Genomic DNA, 15,850 nt, shown 5'->3' on the forward strand with positions numbered 1-15,850 from the left:
ACATGCGTCTCTCGGTTCTCGGCGCCACCGGATCGATCGGGCGGTCGACGCTCGACCTCGTGGCGCGCGCGCCCGAGCGGTTTCAGGTCGTCGCCCTCGTCGGTGGCAGCCGGCCGCAGGAACTCGCCGAGGCGGCCAAGGCGGTGCGCGCCGAGATCGCGGTGGTCGCGGATGCGGCCGCCGGTCCGGCCCTGCGGGATGCGCTCGCGGGCACCGGGATCGCCTCCGCCGCCGGCGAGGCGGCCGTTCTCGAGGCGGCCACCCGTCCCGTCGACATGGTGATGGCGGCGATCACCGGCGCTGCCGGTCTGGCGCCGACCCTCGCCGCTGCCCGCACCGGCAGCACCATCGCGCTCGCAAACAAGGAATGCCTCGTCTGTGCCGGCGAGCTCTTCCTGCAGGAGGCCGCCCGGCATGGGGCGCGGGTGCTACCCGTCGATTCCGAGCACAACGCCATCTACCAGGTGCTGGAGCAACGCAATCTGGCGATGGTCGACACCATCCTCCTGACCGCGTCCGGCGGCCCGTTCCGCACCTGGACGATGGAGGAGATGGAACGGGCGACGGCCGCGCAGGCGCTGAAGCATCCGAACTGGTCGATGGGCGCGAAGATCACCATCGATTCCGCCACGCTGATGAACAAGGGCCTCGAGGTGATCGAGGCGAGCCTGCTGTTTCCGGAGGTGGCCGACCGTATCGACGTCGTCGTCCACCCCCAGTCGCTCGTGCACGGCCTGGTGGCCTACGCCGACGGTTCGATGTTGGCGCAACTCGGCAAACCCGACATGCGCACGCCGATCGCCTATTGTCTCGGTTGGCCGGAGCGGATGGCGACGCCCGTCGGACGGCTGGACCTCGCGGCAATCGGGACCCTGACGTTCGAGGCGCCGGATCGTGCCCGGTTCCCGGCGCTGGGGCTTGCGATGGCTGCCCTTCGGCGACGGCAAGGGACGACGACGGCGCTGAACGGCGCCAACGAGGTGGCGGTGGCGGCCTTCCTGGAAGGCCGCATCGGTTTCCTCGACATCGCGCGGATCGTGGAGACCGTCATCGAGCGGTCCGACGCGCTCGGCATGCTGCAGGAGCCCACCTCTCTCGAAGCGGTCTTCGCGCTCGATGCGGGGGCGCGACGACTCGCCGACGAGAGCGTGCACACGGTTGCCGCATTGCGGCCCTAAAGCCGCATCGGGCGTAGCAGGAGGGCAGGATGCTCGAGTGGGTAACCGGACTAGGGTCCGGCTTTTTGGGCTACGCGATCCCGTTCCTGTTCGTGCTGACCGTCGTCGTGTTCTTCCATGAGCTCGGGCACTTCCTGGTCGCGCGCTGGTGCGGCGTGAAGGTCGACGTGTTCTCGGTCGGCTTCGGCCCGGAGCTGTTCGGGCGGAACGATCGCCACGGCACCCGTTGGCGGCTCGCCGCCATCCCGCTTGGTGGCTACGTCAAGTTCGCTGGCGACGACAACGCCGCGAGCGTCCCGAGCCGCGAGCGCCTCGCCGCGATGAGCCAGGACGAGAGGCGCACGAGCTTCGCCGCCAAGCCCGTCTGGGCGCGCGCCGCGGTCGTCGCGGCCGGCCCGATCGCCAATTTCCTCCTGACCATCGTGATCTTCGCGGTGCTGTTCGCATCCTTCGGCCGGCCGATCACCGAGGCCCGCGTCGATTCGATGGAGCCGGGCAGCGTTGCGGAACAGGCCGGATTCCAGGTCGGCGACATCATCCGCTCCATCGACGGCGAGCCGATCGCTTCATTCTCCGACGTTCAGCGAATCGTCAGTGCGCACGCAGACGACGAACTGCAGGTCACTGTCGACCGGGACGGCGCGGAGGTCGAACTGCCCGTGACCCCCCGGCTGAGCGAGATCACCGATCGCTTCGGCAACGTCCACCGCATCGGCGTGCTCGGCATCCGCCGGGACACCAGCGGCGAGGACGTGCGGACCGAGAGCTTCTCGCCGCCAGCGGCCGTGGTCGAGGGCGTCAAGGAGACCTGGTACGTCGTCACCCGCACCGTCGACTATCTCGTCGACGTCGTGACCGGCCGGGAGCCCGCCGATCAGCTGGGTGGACCGATTCGCGTCGCGCAGATTTCAGGGCAGGTCGCGACGCTCGGCTTCGTCGCCCTGCTCAATCTGACCGCGGTGCTGTCGGTGAGTATAGGCCTCCTTAACCTTATGCCCATTCCGATGCTGGATGGTGGCCACCTCGTCTACTACGGCATCGAGGCTGCCCGCGGCCGGCCGCTGAGCGAGAGGGCGCAGGACGTTGGCTTCCGGATCGGACTGACACTGGTGCTTTTGCTCATGATTTTCGCCACATGGAATGACATTCTTCACGTATGGCCGGCATGAGTGGAGCGGCCGTGGCGCATTCGCAACGCCCGCCAGCGATCGCTTTCTGAAGGGGGTTCATCGGCTTGCCACTCCGGATAATCCCTGCAATACCCTCCAATGGCATTGCCACGCAGTACGCTGTTTCCGACGGCGTGCGGACCGGCATGCCGCGTAACGCGGCCTTGGAAGACGAGAGGACCTCAAGTCCCCATGCGTAGTTTGGCGACCGTCTTCGAGCGTGCCCTTGTCCGTGGCGCCATTGTTGCCGCCCTGTCGGCGACGGCCCTCACCACATCCGTGCTGCCGATCGTTGCCGTTCAGGCTGCGACGGTCTCCACCATTGTCGTCGACGGCAACATCCGCGTCGACGCCGAGACGGTGCGGACCTATGTCTCGATCAAGCCGGGCCGCCAGTTCGGCCCTGCCGACATCGACGAATCCATCCGGGCGCTCTACGCGACCGGTCTGTTCGCCGACGTCCAGATTTCTCAGCGCGGTTCCTCCCTCGTCGTCACCGTCAAGGAAAACCCGGTCATCAACCGGATCTCCTTCGAGGGCAATCGCCGTATCTCCGACGAGACGCTGACCGGCACGATCGAATCGAAGCCGCGCTCCGTGCTGACGCGCGCCAGCGTGCAGAACGACGTGCAGCGCATCCTCGATTCCTATCGGCAGAACGGCCGTTTCCGCGCCACGGTCGATCCGAAGATCATCGAGCTGCCGCAGAACCGCGTCGACCTCGTCTTCGAGATCAACGAGGGCGACAAGACCGGCGTTTCACGGATCACCTTCATCGGCAATCAGTCGTTCAGCGACGGCCGCCTGCGTGATGTGATCCGCACCCGCGAGTCGGGTCTTCTGAGCTTCCTGCGCACCACCGACAACTACGATCCGGATCGCTTGGCGGCGGATCAGGAGTTGCTGCGCCGATTCTACTACAACAACGGCTATGCCGATTTCCGCATCATCTCGGCAGTCGCCGACCTCGACCGCGAGCGGAACATCTTCTTCATCACCTTCACCGTCGAAGAGGGTGAGCAGTACAAGTTCGGCGACATCTCCGTCGACACGACGCTCGCCGCTCTCGATCCCGAGAAGCTCCGGTCCGTCGTGACGACCTCGCCTGGCGCGGTCTATTCCGCGGCGGAGGTGGAGAAGTCCCTCGAGGCCCTGACGATCGAGGCCTCGCGCCTCGGCTACGCCTTCGCCCAGGTGCGGCCGCGCGGGGATCGCGACTACGAGAACCACACGATCTCCATCGCCTACACGGTGGACGAGGGCCCGCGCGTCTACATCGAGCGCATCGAGGTGCAGGGCAACACGCGCACCCGCGACTACGTCATCCGCCGCGAGTTCGATGTCGTCGAAGGCGATGCCTACAACCGCATCCTGATCGACCGGGCCGAGCGCCGCCTCAACAACCTTGGCTTCTTCAAGACGGTCCGGATCACCTCCGAGCCGGGCAGCGCGCCTGATCGGGTCGTCGTGCTCGTGAACGTCGAGGAGCAGTCGACGGGCGAGGTCTCGTTCGGTGTCGGCTACTCGACCTCCGACGGCATCATCGGCGACATCTCCATCACCGAGAAGAACTTCCTGGGCCGTGGCCAGTACGTGCGCGCCATGATCGGTGGTGGCGAGAACCAGCAGATCGGTGAGTTCTCGTTCACCGAACCCTATTTCCTCGGTCGCCGCATCGCCGCGGGCTTCGACCTCTACGTCCGCGAGTCCCAGCGCAACAGCTACCGTCCCTACGACGAGAGCGAGTACGGCGGCGGAATTCGCTTCGCGTTCCCGATCACCGAAGCTCTCACGTTCAAGGTTTTCAACAATATCGAAAGCCGGGACATCACTCTTGCGCAGAGGTGGCGTAAAGATACGTCTATCGCCATCCTGCAGGATGAAGGCGAACGGTTCACGTCGCTCATCGGTTACGAGCTGACGTACAATACGTTGGATAACCTGGTCGATCCTCGCGCGGGCATTTTTGGTTCCTTCACTCAGGAATATGCCGGCGTTGGCGGCGACGTGTCGTATCTGCGGAACAAGGTCGCGGGGCGTTATTATCGCGAGTTGATGCCGGACTGGGGCCTTGTCGGCATGCTGAGAGGCGAGGCCGGCTATGTTACGGGCATTGGCGAGCGCGTTCAGGTTCCGGATCAGTTCTATATCGGCGGACAGCAGATCCGTGGCTTCCAGTCCGACGGTATCGGCCCGCGCGACACCCGGTACAAGAACAACGGCAAGGTCAAGTACAGCGACGCGCTCGGCGGTCGGGCCTACGTCGTGGGCTCTGTCGAGGGTGTTTTCCCGCTTCCGTATGTTCCGTCGGAGCTCGGCTTCAGCGGTGCCGTCTTCTCGGATGCTGGAACGCTCTTCGACACCGACAAGAGTTCGCGCTGGTACACCAGAGGCAACGGAAAGCCCCAGAACCGCCCGGTCCGGTTGCGGGGCACCAACGACGCCGAAATCCGCTGGACGGCCGGTTTCGGTTTCGGCTGGAAGTCGCCGTTCGGACCGATTCGCGCCGACTTCGCGTGGCCGATCACGTCGAACAAGTACGACAAGGAGCAGGTGTTCCGGCTCGGTGGCGGCACGCGCTTCTGAGGACGGCCGCTTCCTGGCGGGCCGGACCACCCGGCCGTGCCACCGGCCCGCGGTCATGCGGGTCGGTGCGGCAGGGATCAGGTGAGCCCCCGGCGATGGCAGGACTCGATGGCTGAGCCGGAATTCTTTCCAGTACCGGCAGGTCTGTCCTTGGCGGAGATCGCCAGCGCCATTGCGGGGCAGCTGACACGCGGCGATGCCGACCGCGTCATCCGCGGGGTGGCGCCTCTGGACGGCGCCGCTGCGTCGGACATCACCTTCATCGACAACCCGAAGTATCTGAGCGGGCTGACGGAAACGCGGGCCGGGGCGGTCATCTGCGCCGCCAAGTTCGCCGCCCGTGTGCCGGCCTCCTGCGCCGTAATCGAGGCGGCCGCGCCCTATCGTGCCTTCGCGACGGTGGTGGGCCTTCTCTACCCCGATGCCTTGCGGCCGCCGGGCATCGTCGGCGGAATGGGCATCTCGCCTGCGGCGCACATCGACGCCAGTGCGCGCCTCGAGCCGGGCGTGGTCGTTGAGGCGGGGGCGGTGATCGGCCCGCACGTCGAGATCGGCGCCGGCACCGTCGTCTCCGCCACCGCCGTCGTCGGGTCGCACGTCCGCATCGGCCGCGGCGGCCACATCGGCTCCGGATCGACCGTCCAGCACGCTCTGATCGGCGACCGCGTGATCATCCACCCCGGGGTCCGCATCGGTCAGGACGGTTTCGGCTTTGCGATGGGCCCGCAGGGGCACCAGAAGGTGCCGCAGGTCGGCCGCGTCGTCATCCAGGACGACGTCGAGATCGGTGCCAACACGACGATCGACCGCGGCGCCAACCGGGACACGGTGATCGGGCAGGGAACGAAGATCGACAATCAGGTCCAGATCGGCCACAACGTCGTCATCGGCCGGCACTGTGTCATCGTTGCGCATGCGGGGGTCTCCGGCTCCACGGTGCTCGAAGACTATGTGGTGCTCGCCGGCAAGGTGGGGTTGTCGGGGCATCTGCGGATCGGCAAGGGCGCACAGGTCGCTGGCGGCAGCAACGTCGCCGATGATATCCCCGCCGGCGAGCGATGGGTGGGAACGCCGGCAAAGCCGATCCGCCAGTGGATGGGCGAGATGCGGGCGCTGACTGGGCTCGGTCGCGAGCGCCGGTCGAAGTCGGATCCGGCCGCGTCGGCCGAACGTGGTTTGGACGAGGAGCCGAAGGCGTGAAGGTGGAAGACGAGGTGAAAACCGGTTCGAGCGACGGTCGCACGCTGGAGTCGGCGGACATCATGCGCGTGCTGGAATTGCTGCCGCACCGCTACCCCTTTCTCATGGTCGACCGCATCATCGACATGGACGGCGACGATGCCGGTATCGGCATCAAGAACGTCACGTTCAACGAGCCGCATTTCGCCGGTCATTTCCCCGGCAAGCCGATCATGCCGGGCGTGCTCCTCATCGAGGGCATGGCGCAGACGGCGGGTGCCCTCTGCGTGGCGTCACGCGGAAAGGGTGTGCCGCCGTCTCTCGTCTACTTCATGACGATCGACAAGGCGAAGTTCCGTCGCCCGGTCGTCCCCGGCGATACCGTCGAGTTCCACGTCCGCAAGGTCCAGCGCCGCATGAACATCTGGCGCTTCCGCGCCGAGGCTAAGGTTTCCGGCACCAAGGTGGCGGAAGCCGAGATCAGCGCCATGTTGGTCGATCAATGACCGCGCACCCTGAAGCCGGAGCCATGGTCGCCACCGCCGAAATTCACCCGACCGCGATCATCTCCGACGGCGCCGTCGTTGGCGCGGGCGCTCGCGTCGGTCCCTATTGCATCGTCGGCCCGAACGTCGTTCTGGGCGAGGGCGTTGTGCTCGAGTCCCACGTCGTCGTCGGGGGCCACACCACGCTCGGCGCGCGCTGCCGCGTCTTCCCCTTCGCCAGCATCGGCCAGCCGCCGCAGGACATGAAGTACCGCGGCGAACCGAGCCGCCTCGTCATCGGGGCCGACACGGTGATGCGCGAGCACGTCACCATCAATCCCGGCACCGAGTCGGGCGGCATGCTGACCTCCATCGGCGAACGCTGCCTCATCCTCGCCGGGGCCCATGTCGCGCACGACTGCCGCCTCGGCAATGGGGTGCTCCTCGTCAACAACGTCGTCCTCGGTGGCCACGTCCAGGTCGAGGACAACGCCATTCTCGGCGGCGGCTCGGCGGTCCACCAGTATGTCCGCATCGGACGCCATGCCTTCCTCGGCGGCATGTCGGGCCTCGAGCACGATCTCATCCCCTTCGGCATGGCGATCGGCAACCGCGCGCGACTGGCCGGCCTTAACATCGTCGGGCTGAAGCGCCATGCTTTTCCGCGCGAGCAGATCCATGCCCTGCGCAAGGCCTACCGGATGCTCTTCGCCGATGAGGGGACGCTCGCCGAGCGGGTCGACGACGTCGCCCGGTCGTTCGAGGACGAAGCCCTCGTGCAGGGGGTCGTCGCGTTCCTTCGCAGTGGTGGCGACCGATCCGTCTGTACGCCCCTGAGCGCCGCGGACGCCTGAGCGACGTGGCGTCCCGGACGGCCGACGAGCCCCTCGCGATCCTGGCGGGCGGCGGCACTCTGCCGCTCGAGGTCGCCGAGGCGGCAAGCGCCGCTGGTCGCAGGGTCGTCATGGTGGGCATCCGAGGCGAGGCCGATGAGGCCATCGAGGCTCTGGGCGCCCAGTGGGTCGAGTGGGGCCAGGTCGGGCGCCTCCTCGATCTCCTCGCAGCTGAGCATTGTCGGGACCTCCTCCTCGTCGGGGGCGTCGTCCGCAGGCCGGACTTTCGCTCCGTCGCCTCGGACTTCGGCACCGTTCGCCGCCTGCCCAAGATTCTCGCCGCCCTCTCCGGCGGGGATGACGGGCTTTTGCGGCGCGTCATTGGTCTCCTCGAAAGCGAAGGGCTGCGCGTCCTCTCGGTCCTCGACGTGGCGCCCGCGCTCGTGCTCGCGCTGGGTCCGATCGGACGCCGGTCACCGGATAGTGCCCACCGCGCCGACATCGGGCGCGGACTGTCGTTGCTGGCGGCGCTCGGCCCCTTCGACGTCGGACAGGCGGCCATCGTCGCCGGCGGGCGCATCGTCGCCATCGAGGGAGCGGAGGGCACAGACGCGCTGATCGATCGCTACCGGTCGGTCCGCAATGCCGGCCGTATCGCGCGCGATGCGCACGGCGTCCTGGTCAAGGCGTCGAAGCCCCAGCAGGATCGGCGCGTCGATCTTCCCGTGATCGGCCCGGAAACGGTCCGCCGCGCCGCCGATGCGGGGCTCGCTGGCATCGCCGCCGAAAGCGGCCGGGTCCTCGTGGTCCGCCGGCAGGAAACCCGCGCGGCAGCGGATGCGGCCGGCATCTTCGTCGTCGGGGTCGAGACCGGCGGTCATCATGACCGCGCCTGACGCCACCACTCCGCTGAATGTCTTCATCGTGGCCGGCGAGGAATCCGGCGACCAGCTCGGGGCCGCCCTCGTAGCGTCGCTGCGGGCGATCACGGACCGCCCGGTCGTTCTGTCGGGCGTCGGCGGCGAGCGGCTCGCGGCGGCCGGCCAGGTTTCGCTCTTTCCGCTCCAGGACATCGCCGTCATGGGGATGACGGAGGTCATCGGACGGCTGCCGACGCTCATCGAGCGCATCCGCCAGACGGTCGAGGCCGCCGTCGTCGCGCGGCCTGACGTGGTGGTGCTGATCGACAGCCCGGACTTCACCCATCGTGTCGGGCGCCGCATCCGCAAGCTCGCGCCCGCAATCCCGATCGTCGGCTATGTCAGCCCGTCCGTCTGGGCCTGGCGGCAGGGGCGTGCGCGCAAGATGGCGGCCTTCGTCGATCGACTGCTGGCGATCCTGCCGTTCGAACCGGAGGTCCACGCCCACCTGGGCGGCCCGCCGTGCGTCTATGTCGGTCACCCGCTCCTGGAACGCATCGGCGTGCTGCGGCCGGGTGCGGGAGAGCGGCGACCGCTGGGGGAGGGGCCGCCGCTGCTGCTCGTGCTGCCGGGCAGCCGGCGCAGCGAGGTTCGTCGCCTAATCGACGACTTCGGCGCCGCCGTCGCCGCCGTGGTGGAGCACGTGGGACCGTGCGAGGTCGTGCTGCCCGCCGTGCCGCATCTCGCCGACGAGATCCGCCAGCGGACACGTTCGTGGCCGGTGGCGCCGGCGATCGTCGTCACCGAGGGGGAGAAGCACGCCGCCTTCCGGCGGGCGCACGCCGCACTCGCTGCATCGGGAACCGTCAGCCTGGAACTCGCGCTCGCGGGTGTGCCGATGGTCGTCGCCTACCGGCTCGACGCCATCTACCGGTCGCTGAAGCGGCTCAACCGCGTCGTACGGATCGCCCGCGTCAGCTCGATGGTGCTGCCGAACATCATCATCGGCGAGAACGCGGTGCCGGAGTACCTCGACGACGATGCCGCGTCGGCCAAGCTCGCGGCCGCACTCGCGCCGCTGCTGGCCAACAGCCCGGAGCGGGCATCGCAACTCGCGGCGTTCTCGCGCCTCGATGAAGCCATGCGGCTCCCGGACGGCCGTCCGCCGAGCGTCAGCGCGGCGGAGGCTGTCCTCGAGGTTGCCGGGGCGAAGCCCCGGCAAGCCTGATCTGCGGCTCTGATCAGCGGCGCTGCATGATCGGGACATAGTCCCGCTGCACGGCGCCGGTGTAGAGCTGGCGCGGACGGCCGATCTTCTGCGACGGGTCCTCGACCATCTCCTTCCACTGCGCGATCCAGCCGACGGTGCGCGCCAGTGCGAACAGCACGGTGAACATCGTCGTCGGGAAGCCGAGCGCCCGGAGCGTGATGCCCGAATAGAAATCGATGTTCGGGTAGAGCTTCTTCTCGATGAAGTACTCGTCGTTCAGCGCATAGCGCTCGAGCTCGACGGCCACCTGCAGCAGCGGGTCGTCACGGTGGCCGAGCTCGGCCAGCACTTCATGACAGGTCTTCTGCATGATGCGGGCGCGCGGGTCGTAGTTCTTGTAGACGCGGTGACCGAAGCCCATCAGGCGGAACGGGTCGTTCTTGTCCTTGGCGCGGGCGATAAACTCAGGGATGCGATCAGGCGTGCCGATCTCCTGCAGCATGTTCAGCGCCGCCTCGTTGGCGCCGCCGTGAGCGGGGCCCCACAGGCAGGCGATGCCGGCCGCGATGCAGGCGAACGGATTGGCGCCGGAGGAGCCCGCCAGACGCACCGTCGAGGTCGAAGCGTTCTGCTCGTGATCCGCGTGCAGGATGAAGATCCGGTCCATGGCGCGCGCCATCACCGGGTTGATCTTGTACTCCTCGCACGGAACTGCGAAGCACATGTTGAGGAAGTTCGACGAGAAGTCGAGCTCGTTGCGCGGGTAGATGAACGGCTGGCCGACCGAGTACTTGTAGGCTGCGGCAGCGATCGTCGGCATCTTGGCGATCATGCGCAGCGAGGCGATCATCCGCTGCTGCGGATCGGCGATGTCGGTGGAGTCGTGATAGAATGCCGACAGCGCGCCGACGACGCCGACCATCACCGCCATCGGGTGCGCGTCGCGGCGGAAGCCGGAGAAGAACCGCGTCATCTGCTCGTGGATCATCGTGTGATAGGTCACACGATTGACGAAGTCGGCCTTTTGCGCCGCCGTCGGCAGCTCGCCATAGAGCAGCAGGTAGCAGGTCTCGAGGAAGTCGCCGTGCTCGGCGAGCTGCTCGATCGGATAGCCGCGATAGAGCAGGATGCCCTTGTCGCCGTCGATGTAGGTGATCTCGGATTCGCAGGAAGCGGTCGACGTGAAGCCCGGGTCGTAGGTGAACATCCCGGTTTCGGCGTAGAACTTGGAAATGTCGACGACGTCCGGCCCGATGGAGCCCGGTCGCACCGTCAGGTCGAAGTTCTTGTTGCCGATGCTGAGCTTCGCGGTCTTTTCGCTCATGTCGCTCGCCCCTTCAGAGCCGTGTCGATGAAGGTCCGTGGCTGCGAGCGTCCGAGCGTGCCGTGGGGCGCCAAGATTATTGTGTTCTTTTGAGGCTCGGTGGGAGGTGCGCGTTAGCTTGGGACCCTGAGGAGGGTGGGGTATCCCATTTGACGCACCGCCGCAAGCGCCGACGGTATTACGCTGCGAGGTCGGCGATCCGCGACAGGCTCTCCTCCCGGCCTACCACCGCCAGCACGTCGAAGATGCCCGGCGAGGTCGTCCGGCCGGTCACCGCAGCACGCAACGGCTGCGCCACCTTTCCGAGCTTCAGGCCCTTCTCGTCCGCGAAGGCCCGCACCACCGCCTCCGTCGAGCCGGCGTCCCAGGCCTCCGCCGCAGCAAGCCGCTCCGCGAGGGCGGCCAGCATCGAGCGGGTGTCGGCGTCGAGCAGGTCGCTCGCCTTGGCGTCGAGGGCGAGGGGGCGCACGGCCCAGAGATAGCGGGCGTTGTCGACGAGCTCGACGAGGGTCTTGGCGCGCTCCTTCAGGCCCGGCATGGCGTCCAGCAGCTTCGCCTCCAGCGCCGGCGACCAGGCCGCCCGCAGATCGTCGGCGCCGTCGAGCCAGGGGAGGGCTGAAACCAGCGCGGCCAGAACCTCCGCGGGCTCCGCGGCGCGGAGGTAGATGCCGTTGAGGTTCTCGAGCTTGGCATAGTCGAAGCGCGACGGCGACCGGCCGACCGCGGCGAGGTCGAACCAGGCGACCATGTCCTCGGTCGACATCACGTCGGCGTCGCCGTGGCTCCAGCCGAGCTTGACGAGATAGTTGCGCAGCGCCGCCGGCAGATAGCCCATCGCCCGGTAGGCCTCGACGCCAAGGGCGCCATGGCGCTTCGACAGCTTGGTCCCGTCCGGCCCATGGATCAGCGGAATGTGCGCCATCACCGGAACGCGCCAGCCCAGCGCCTGATAGAGGATCGTCTGGCGGGCACCGTTCGTCAGATGGTCGTCGCCGCGGATGATGTGGGTGACGCCCATGTCGTGGTCGTCCACCACCACCGACAGCATGTAGGTGGGCGTGCCGTCCGAGCGCAGGATGACGAAATCGTCGAGATCCTTGTTGGGGAACACGACGCGGCCCTGCACCTGGTCGTCGACGGGCGTGTCGCCGGCGAGCGGCGACTTGATGCGGATCACCGGCTTGACGGCTGCCGGCGCCTCGGACGGGTCGCGATCGCGCCAGCGGCCGTCGTAGCGCGGCGGCCGGCCCTCGGCACGGGCGAGCTCGCGCATCTCCGTCAGCTCCGCCGGCGACGCATAGCAACGGTAGGCGCTGCCGGCGGCGACGAGCCCTTCGGCGATCTCGCGGTGGCGGGCGGCGCGGGCGAACTGGAACACCGGCTCGCCGGTCCAGTCGATGCCGAGCCAGGTGAGCCCCTCGAGGATCGCCGTGATGGCAGAGTCGGTCGAGCGCTCACGGTCGGTGTCCTCGATGCGCAGCAGCATCGTGCCGCCGGTGTGGCGGGCATAGAGCCAGTTGAACAGCGCCGTGCGCGCCCCGCCGATGTGCAGGAAGCCGGTGGGCGAAGGGGCGAAGCGGGTGACGACGGGCTCGGACATTCGGACCTCTCGAGACCGGAGCGGCATCACGATCGCCACCGTCGCCAGGCGGGGAGCCGCAGGCCGGTTCTGGCTCGGGTGACGATCCGACGCGATGATTGCGGCGGCACGCCGGTGTCCACCTTTCGGTGTGGCCGGCTGGTACCGTTCGGGCGCTCGTGTACCATGCGGGCGGGCCGATCCCAAGTCTGCGAAAGGAGCCTCCGGATCGTCGATCGACGAGACGGGGTGCGCAGCCGGCGCGGCGGGATCGTTGCGCGGGGTACCAGAAAGGACCACCCCGCAATCGAACTGCGCGGGCGAGCCCCCCGGTTGCTCGCTGGCCCCTCGGGGGAGGGCGCGGCCATGTGGCCGGAGACCCGTGCGAGAGAGCCGCCGGCCGGCACGCGCCACCGCGCTGCTGCCGGCTTCGGCGCGCCACCGCCGCCGCTCGCGGCACGCCTGCGCGCGACCGGCGAGGCGCTCGCCGGCTTCGCTGCCCACGACCGGGCCGCCGGCCGGGGCTTCCTCTGGGTGCCGGTCATGGTCGCCGCGGGTGTCGCCGCCTATTTCGCGCTGCCGCGGGAACCGGCGCTGTGGGCCCTCGCGGGACTGGCCCTCGCGTGCCTGCTCGCGGCCTGGCGGACGCGCGAACGGACGTTGGCGTTCCCCGCGCTGGCGCTCGCCGCCGCCCTCTGCGCCGGTGCGACCGCGGCAAAGCTCGAAGTCACGCTGGTCGCCGCCCCGACGCTCGACCGCGCCCGCACGGCCGAAGTCAACGGCTTCGTCGAGCGCGTCGAGCGCCGCACCGGCGGCCGGGCGCGCCTGACGATCCGACCGGTCACGATCGAGCGGGTGCCGGCCGCCCGCCTGCCGCGGCGCATCACCGTCACCGCCGCCGGAGCAGCGAGCCTGCTGCCGGGCGACGGCGTGTCGCTCACCGCGCGCCTCGAGCCGCCGCGCGGTCCCGACATGCCGGGCGGCTGGAACCCCGCCCGCTCAGCCTACCTCGACGGCATTGGCGCCAGCGGCTTTGCCTATGGGCGGCCGCAAATCATCGATCTCGGTGCCGTGCCCTGGTCGCTCGCGCCCGCGCGCGCCGTGGCGGAGGTCCGCCACACCATCGCCGAGCGCCTGCGTGCGGCGCTGCCGGGGCCGCGCGGGGAGGTCGCCGCGGCGCTTCTGGTCGGCGACCGCGGCGGAATCCCGGAGAGCATCGAGGAAGCGATGCGAGTGTCCGGCCTCGCCCACGTGCTGTCGATCTCGGGACTCCACATGGTGCTCGTTGCCGGCACCGTCTTCTGGGTGGTGCGGGCCCTGCTCGCGGCAATCCCGGCGCTCGCCCTGACGCGGCCGATCAAGGCCTGGGCGGCGGTGGTGGCCCTCATCGCGGCGACCTTCTACCTCGTCATCTCCGGGGCGGAGGTCGCGACGCAGCGCGCCTACGTGACGATGGCCGTGGCCCTCATCGCGGTCCTCGTCGACCGGCCGGCAATCTCCTTGCGCACCGTTGCTGTGGCGGCGCTGGTCGTCATGGCACTGGAGCCGAGTGCCGTGCTCGGGGCCGGGTTCCAGATGTCGTTCGCCGCAGTGATCGCGCTTGTCGCCGCCTACGAGTGGTGGGGCAGCCGGGAGCGCGGCGAGACGACGTCGCCGCGGCGCGGCACGGCGATGTGGCTGGGGCGGGCAGTTCTGTTCGGGGTGGCAGGCCTGGCCGCAACGTCGCTGATCGCCGGCCTCGCCACCGCACCGATCGCCGCCTACCACTTCCACCGCGGTGCGCCACTCGGCCTGCTCGCCAACCTCGCGGCGATGCCGGCGGTCTCGGTGCTGGTGATGCCGTTCGGCGTGCTGGCGCTGGTGCTGCTGCCGTTCGGGCTGGAGCAACTGGCCCTCTGGCCGATGGGAATCGGCCTCGGCTGGATGTTCGCCGTCGCCGAGACGACGACCGCCTGGACGGGCGACAGCGCGATGATCGGCCGGGTGCCGCTCGTCGCCGTCCTGCTCATGGTGGCGGCGCTGCTGTGGGTGGCGATCTCGCTAGCGCCGTGGCGGCGGCTTGCGGTGCTGCCGCTGCTGGCGGGTCTCGCCCTGGCGACGACCGGCGCCCGCCCGGATCTGCTGGTTTCAGGCGATGGCCGCGCTGTCGCGGCGCGGGGGCCGGACGGCAGGCTCGCCGTCGTCGCCGCCGACAGGTCCGCCTACACCGTCCGCGCCTGGCTCGCCGCCGATGCCGACCCCCGAGACGCCAAGGCCACCACCGCCCCACCCACCCGCTGCGACGATCTCGGGTGCGTGCTGCCGCTCGGGGACGGCGATCTCACGGTCGCCGTCGTGACGAGGGGCGTTGCCCTCGTCGAGGACTGTCGGTCCGCCACCGTCGTGGTGGCGCCGGTGCCGCGGCCCGCCGGCTGTCTTGGCCCCCAGCTCTATATCGACCGTTCGACGCTCGCCCGGACCGGTGCCATCGCGGTGATGCTCGACGCCGCCGTGCCCGGCGGTCTCAGCGACCCCGTCACGGCCGGCACCAACGGGCGACCGTGGTCGCGGACCGGCGATGCCGTTGGAGAGAACCCCTCGGCGCCGCGGCACCGCGAGGTGACGGCCGCCGCGCGAGGCGGCGGCGAGGATCAGTAGCGGCGCAGCAGTGCCACCAGCCGGCCCTGGATGCGGATGCGGTCGGGCCCGAAGATGCGCGTCTCGTAGGCCGGGTTGGCGGCCTCGAGCGCGATCGAGGCGCCCTTGCGGCGCAGCCGCTTCAGCGTCGCCTCCTCGTCGTCGACCAGTGCCACGACGATGTCGCCGGTCGTCGCCGCGTCGGTGCGCCGGATCACCACGGTGTCGCCATCGAAGATGCCGGCCTCGACCATCGAATCGCCGCGCACCTCGAGGGCGAAGTGCTCGCCGGCGCCGGCGAGTTCCACCGGCACGGTGATCGAATGGGTGTGGGTCTGAATGGCCTCGATCGGCACACCGGCGGCGATGCGGCCCATCACCGGGATGCTGACGCCGCCCGCCGTCTCGCCCGCTGCCGCCGGGCGTGGCTCGGCCGGGCGGATGCGCGGCCCGTCGCCGTCGATGACGCTCGGGGTGAAGCCACGGGCCCGTGTCGAAGCCGGTCCACTGGCGACCGATTCGGGCAGCCGGATCACCTCGAGCGCCCGCGCCCGGTTCGGCAGCCGGCGCAGGAAGCCACGCTCTTCCAGAGCCGTGATCAGCCGGTGGATGCCCGACTTCGAACGCAGGTCGAGCGCGTCCTTCATCTCCTCGAACGAGGGCGGCACGCCGCTCTCCTTGAGGCGCTCGTGGATGAACATCAGCAGCTCGTACTGCTTGCGTGTGAGCATCGTCGTCTCCCGCGCCCCCTCGTCGGTACCGCGACCTCGAATCGCGTACAAATCACGAACACAAGCTATCCGTTCTAGTTGTGTTCCTCAAGGGTGAATA

At 68.9% G+C, this 15,850-nt stretch carries 12 protein-coding genes; 9 read left to right on the forward strand and 3 right to left on the reverse strand.

Annotated features, from left to right (window positions below):
* Positions 1 to 2 precede the first annotated feature (2 nt).
* The 8 genes from dxr (at position 3) to lpxB (ending at position 9,518) form a co-directional block, all read left to right on the forward strand.
* Positions 3 to 1,178 carry a 1-deoxy-D-xylulose-5-phosphate reductoisomerase gene (gene dxr, locus RUR49_RS08885; protein ID WP_409146001.1) on the forward strand — a complete coding sequence of 392 codons (1,176 nt, stop codon included), beginning with the start codon at positions 3 to 5 and terminating at the stop codon, positions 1,176 to 1,178.
* A 29-nt stretch (positions 1,179 to 1,207) separates the two neighbouring features.
* On the forward strand, positions 1,208 to 2,347 hold the full coding sequence (gene rseP / locus RUR49_RS08890; protein WP_409146002.1) for an RIP metalloprotease RseP: 1,140 nt from the start codon (positions 1,208 to 1,210) through the stop codon (positions 2,345 to 2,347).
* 192 nt (positions 2,348 to 2,539) lie between these two features.
* Positions 2,540 to 4,933 carry an outer membrane protein assembly factor BamA gene (gene bamA, locus RUR49_RS08895; RefSeq protein ID WP_409146365.1) on the forward strand — a complete coding sequence of 798 codons (2,394 nt, stop codon included), beginning with the start codon at positions 2,540 to 2,542 and terminating at the stop codon, positions 4,931 to 4,933.
* 108 nt (positions 4,934 to 5,041) lie between these two features.
* Positions 5,042 to 6,133 (forward strand): UDP-3-O-(3-hydroxymyristoyl)glucosamine N-acyltransferase, encoded by a 1,092-nt coding sequence (gene lpxD, locus RUR49_RS08900; RefSeq protein ID WP_409146003.1) that lies wholly within the window; start codon positions 5,042 to 5,044, stop codon positions 6,131 to 6,133.
* 62 nt (positions 6,134 to 6,195) lie between these two features.
* On the forward strand, positions 6,196 to 6,618 hold the full coding sequence (gene fabZ / locus RUR49_RS08905) for a 3-hydroxyacyl-ACP dehydratase FabZ (protein ID WP_409146366.1): 423 nt from the start codon (positions 6,196 to 6,198) through the stop codon (positions 6,616 to 6,618).
* Between the two features lie 23 nt (positions 6,619 to 6,641).
* Positions 6,642 to 7,451 carry an acyl-ACP--UDP-N-acetylglucosamine O-acyltransferase gene (gene lpxA / locus RUR49_RS08910; RefSeq protein ID WP_409146004.1) on the forward strand — a complete coding sequence of 270 codons (810 nt, stop codon included), beginning with the start codon at positions 6,642 to 6,644 and terminating at the stop codon, positions 7,449 to 7,451.
* A 5-nt stretch (positions 7,452 to 7,456) separates the two neighbouring features.
* Positions 7,457 to 8,326, forward strand: coding sequence for an LpxI family protein (locus RUR49_RS08915; RefSeq protein WP_409146005.1), 870 nt, complete (start codon positions 7,457 to 7,459; stop codon positions 8,324 to 8,326).
* Positions 8,313 to 9,518, forward strand: a complete 1,206-nt coding sequence (lpxB, locus tag RUR49_RS08920) for a lipid-A-disaccharide synthase (RefSeq protein ID WP_409146006.1) — start codon at positions 8,313 to 8,315, stop codon at positions 9,516 to 9,518. The genes RUR49_RS08915 and lpxB overlap by 14 nt, the downstream gene beginning before the upstream one ends.
* A 13-nt stretch (positions 9,519 to 9,531) precedes the next feature.
* On the opposite strand, the gene gltA is transcribed toward lpxB, so the two are convergent.
* Together gltA and gltX are read right to left on the reverse strand one after the other, a co-directional pair.
* On the reverse strand, positions 9,532 to 10,824 hold the full coding sequence (gltA, locus tag RUR49_RS08925; protein ID WP_409146007.1) for a citrate synthase: 1,293 nt from the start codon (positions 10,822 to 10,824) through the stop codon (positions 9,532 to 9,534).
* 178 nt (positions 10,825 to 11,002) lie between these two features.
* Positions 11,003 to 12,424, reverse strand: a complete 1,422-nt coding sequence (gene gltX, locus RUR49_RS08930) for a glutamate--tRNA ligase (protein WP_409146008.1) — start codon at positions 12,422 to 12,424, stop codon at positions 11,003 to 11,005.
* Between the two features lie 345 nt (positions 12,425 to 12,769).
* On the opposite strand from gltX, the gene RUR49_RS08935 reads away from it, so the two are divergent.
* Positions 12,770 to 15,040 (forward strand): ComEC/Rec2 family competence protein, encoded by a 2,271-nt coding sequence (locus RUR49_RS08935; protein WP_409146009.1) that lies wholly within the window; start codon positions 12,770 to 12,772, stop codon positions 15,038 to 15,040.
* Here the strand turns inward: RUR49_RS08935 and lexA are convergent.
* Positions 15,034 to 15,750 carry a transcriptional repressor LexA gene (gene lexA, locus RUR49_RS08940; protein ID WP_409146010.1) on the reverse strand — a complete coding sequence of 239 codons (717 nt, stop codon included), beginning with the start codon at positions 15,748 to 15,750 and terminating at the stop codon, positions 15,034 to 15,036. The two genes, RUR49_RS08935 and lexA, sit on opposite strands and share 7 nt — an antisense overlap.
* Between the last annotated feature and the right edge of the window lie 100 nt (positions 15,751 to 15,850).

The organism is Pseudoxanthobacter sp. M-2 (assembly GCF_046156265.1).
GTDB lineage: Bacteria > Pseudomonadota > Alphaproteobacteria > Rhizobiales > Segnochrobactraceae > CAMDHY01.

Excerpts from the sequence above, each read along its gene's own strand:
- dxr (WP_409146001.1), top strand. The coding sequence starts at position 3 with ATGCGTCTCTCGGTTCTCGGCGCCACCGGATCGATCGGGCGGTCGACG.
- rseP (WP_409146002.1), top strand. The coding sequence starts at position 1,208 with ATGCTCGAGTGGGTAACCGGACTAGGGTCCGGCTTTTTGGGCTACGCG.
- bamA (WP_409146365.1), top strand. The coding sequence starts at position 2,540 with ATGCGTAGTTTGGCGACCGTCTTCGAGCGTGCCCTTGTCCGTGGCGCC.
- lpxD (WP_409146003.1), top strand. The coding sequence starts at position 5,042 with ATGGCTGAGCCGGAATTCTTTCCAGTACCGGCAGGTCTGTCCTTGGCG.
- fabZ (WP_409146366.1), top strand. The coding sequence starts at position 6,196 with ATGCGCGTGCTGGAATTGCTGCCGCACCGCTACCCCTTTCTCATGGTC.
- lpxA (WP_409146004.1), top strand. The coding sequence starts at position 6,642 with ATGGTCGCCACCGCCGAAATTCACCCGACCGCGATCATCTCCGACGGC.
- lpxB (WP_409146006.1), top strand. The coding sequence starts at position 8,313 with ATGACCGCGCCTGACGCCACCACTCCGCTGAATGTCTTCATCGTGGCC.
- gltA (WP_409146007.1), bottom strand. The coding sequence starts at position 10,824 with ATGAGCGAAAAGACCGCGAAGCTCAGCATCGGCAACAAGAACTTCGAC.
- gltX (WP_409146008.1), bottom strand. The coding sequence starts at position 12,424 with ATGTCCGAGCCCGTCGTCACCCGCTTCGCCCCTTCGCCCACCGGCTTC.
- RUR49_RS08935 (WP_409146009.1), top strand. The coding sequence starts at position 12,770 with ATGTGGCCGGAGACCCGTGCGAGAGAGCCGCCGGCCGGCACGCGCCAC.
- lexA (WP_409146010.1), bottom strand. The coding sequence starts at position 15,750 with ATGCTCACACGCAAGCAGTACGAGCTGCTGATGTTCATCCACGAGCGC.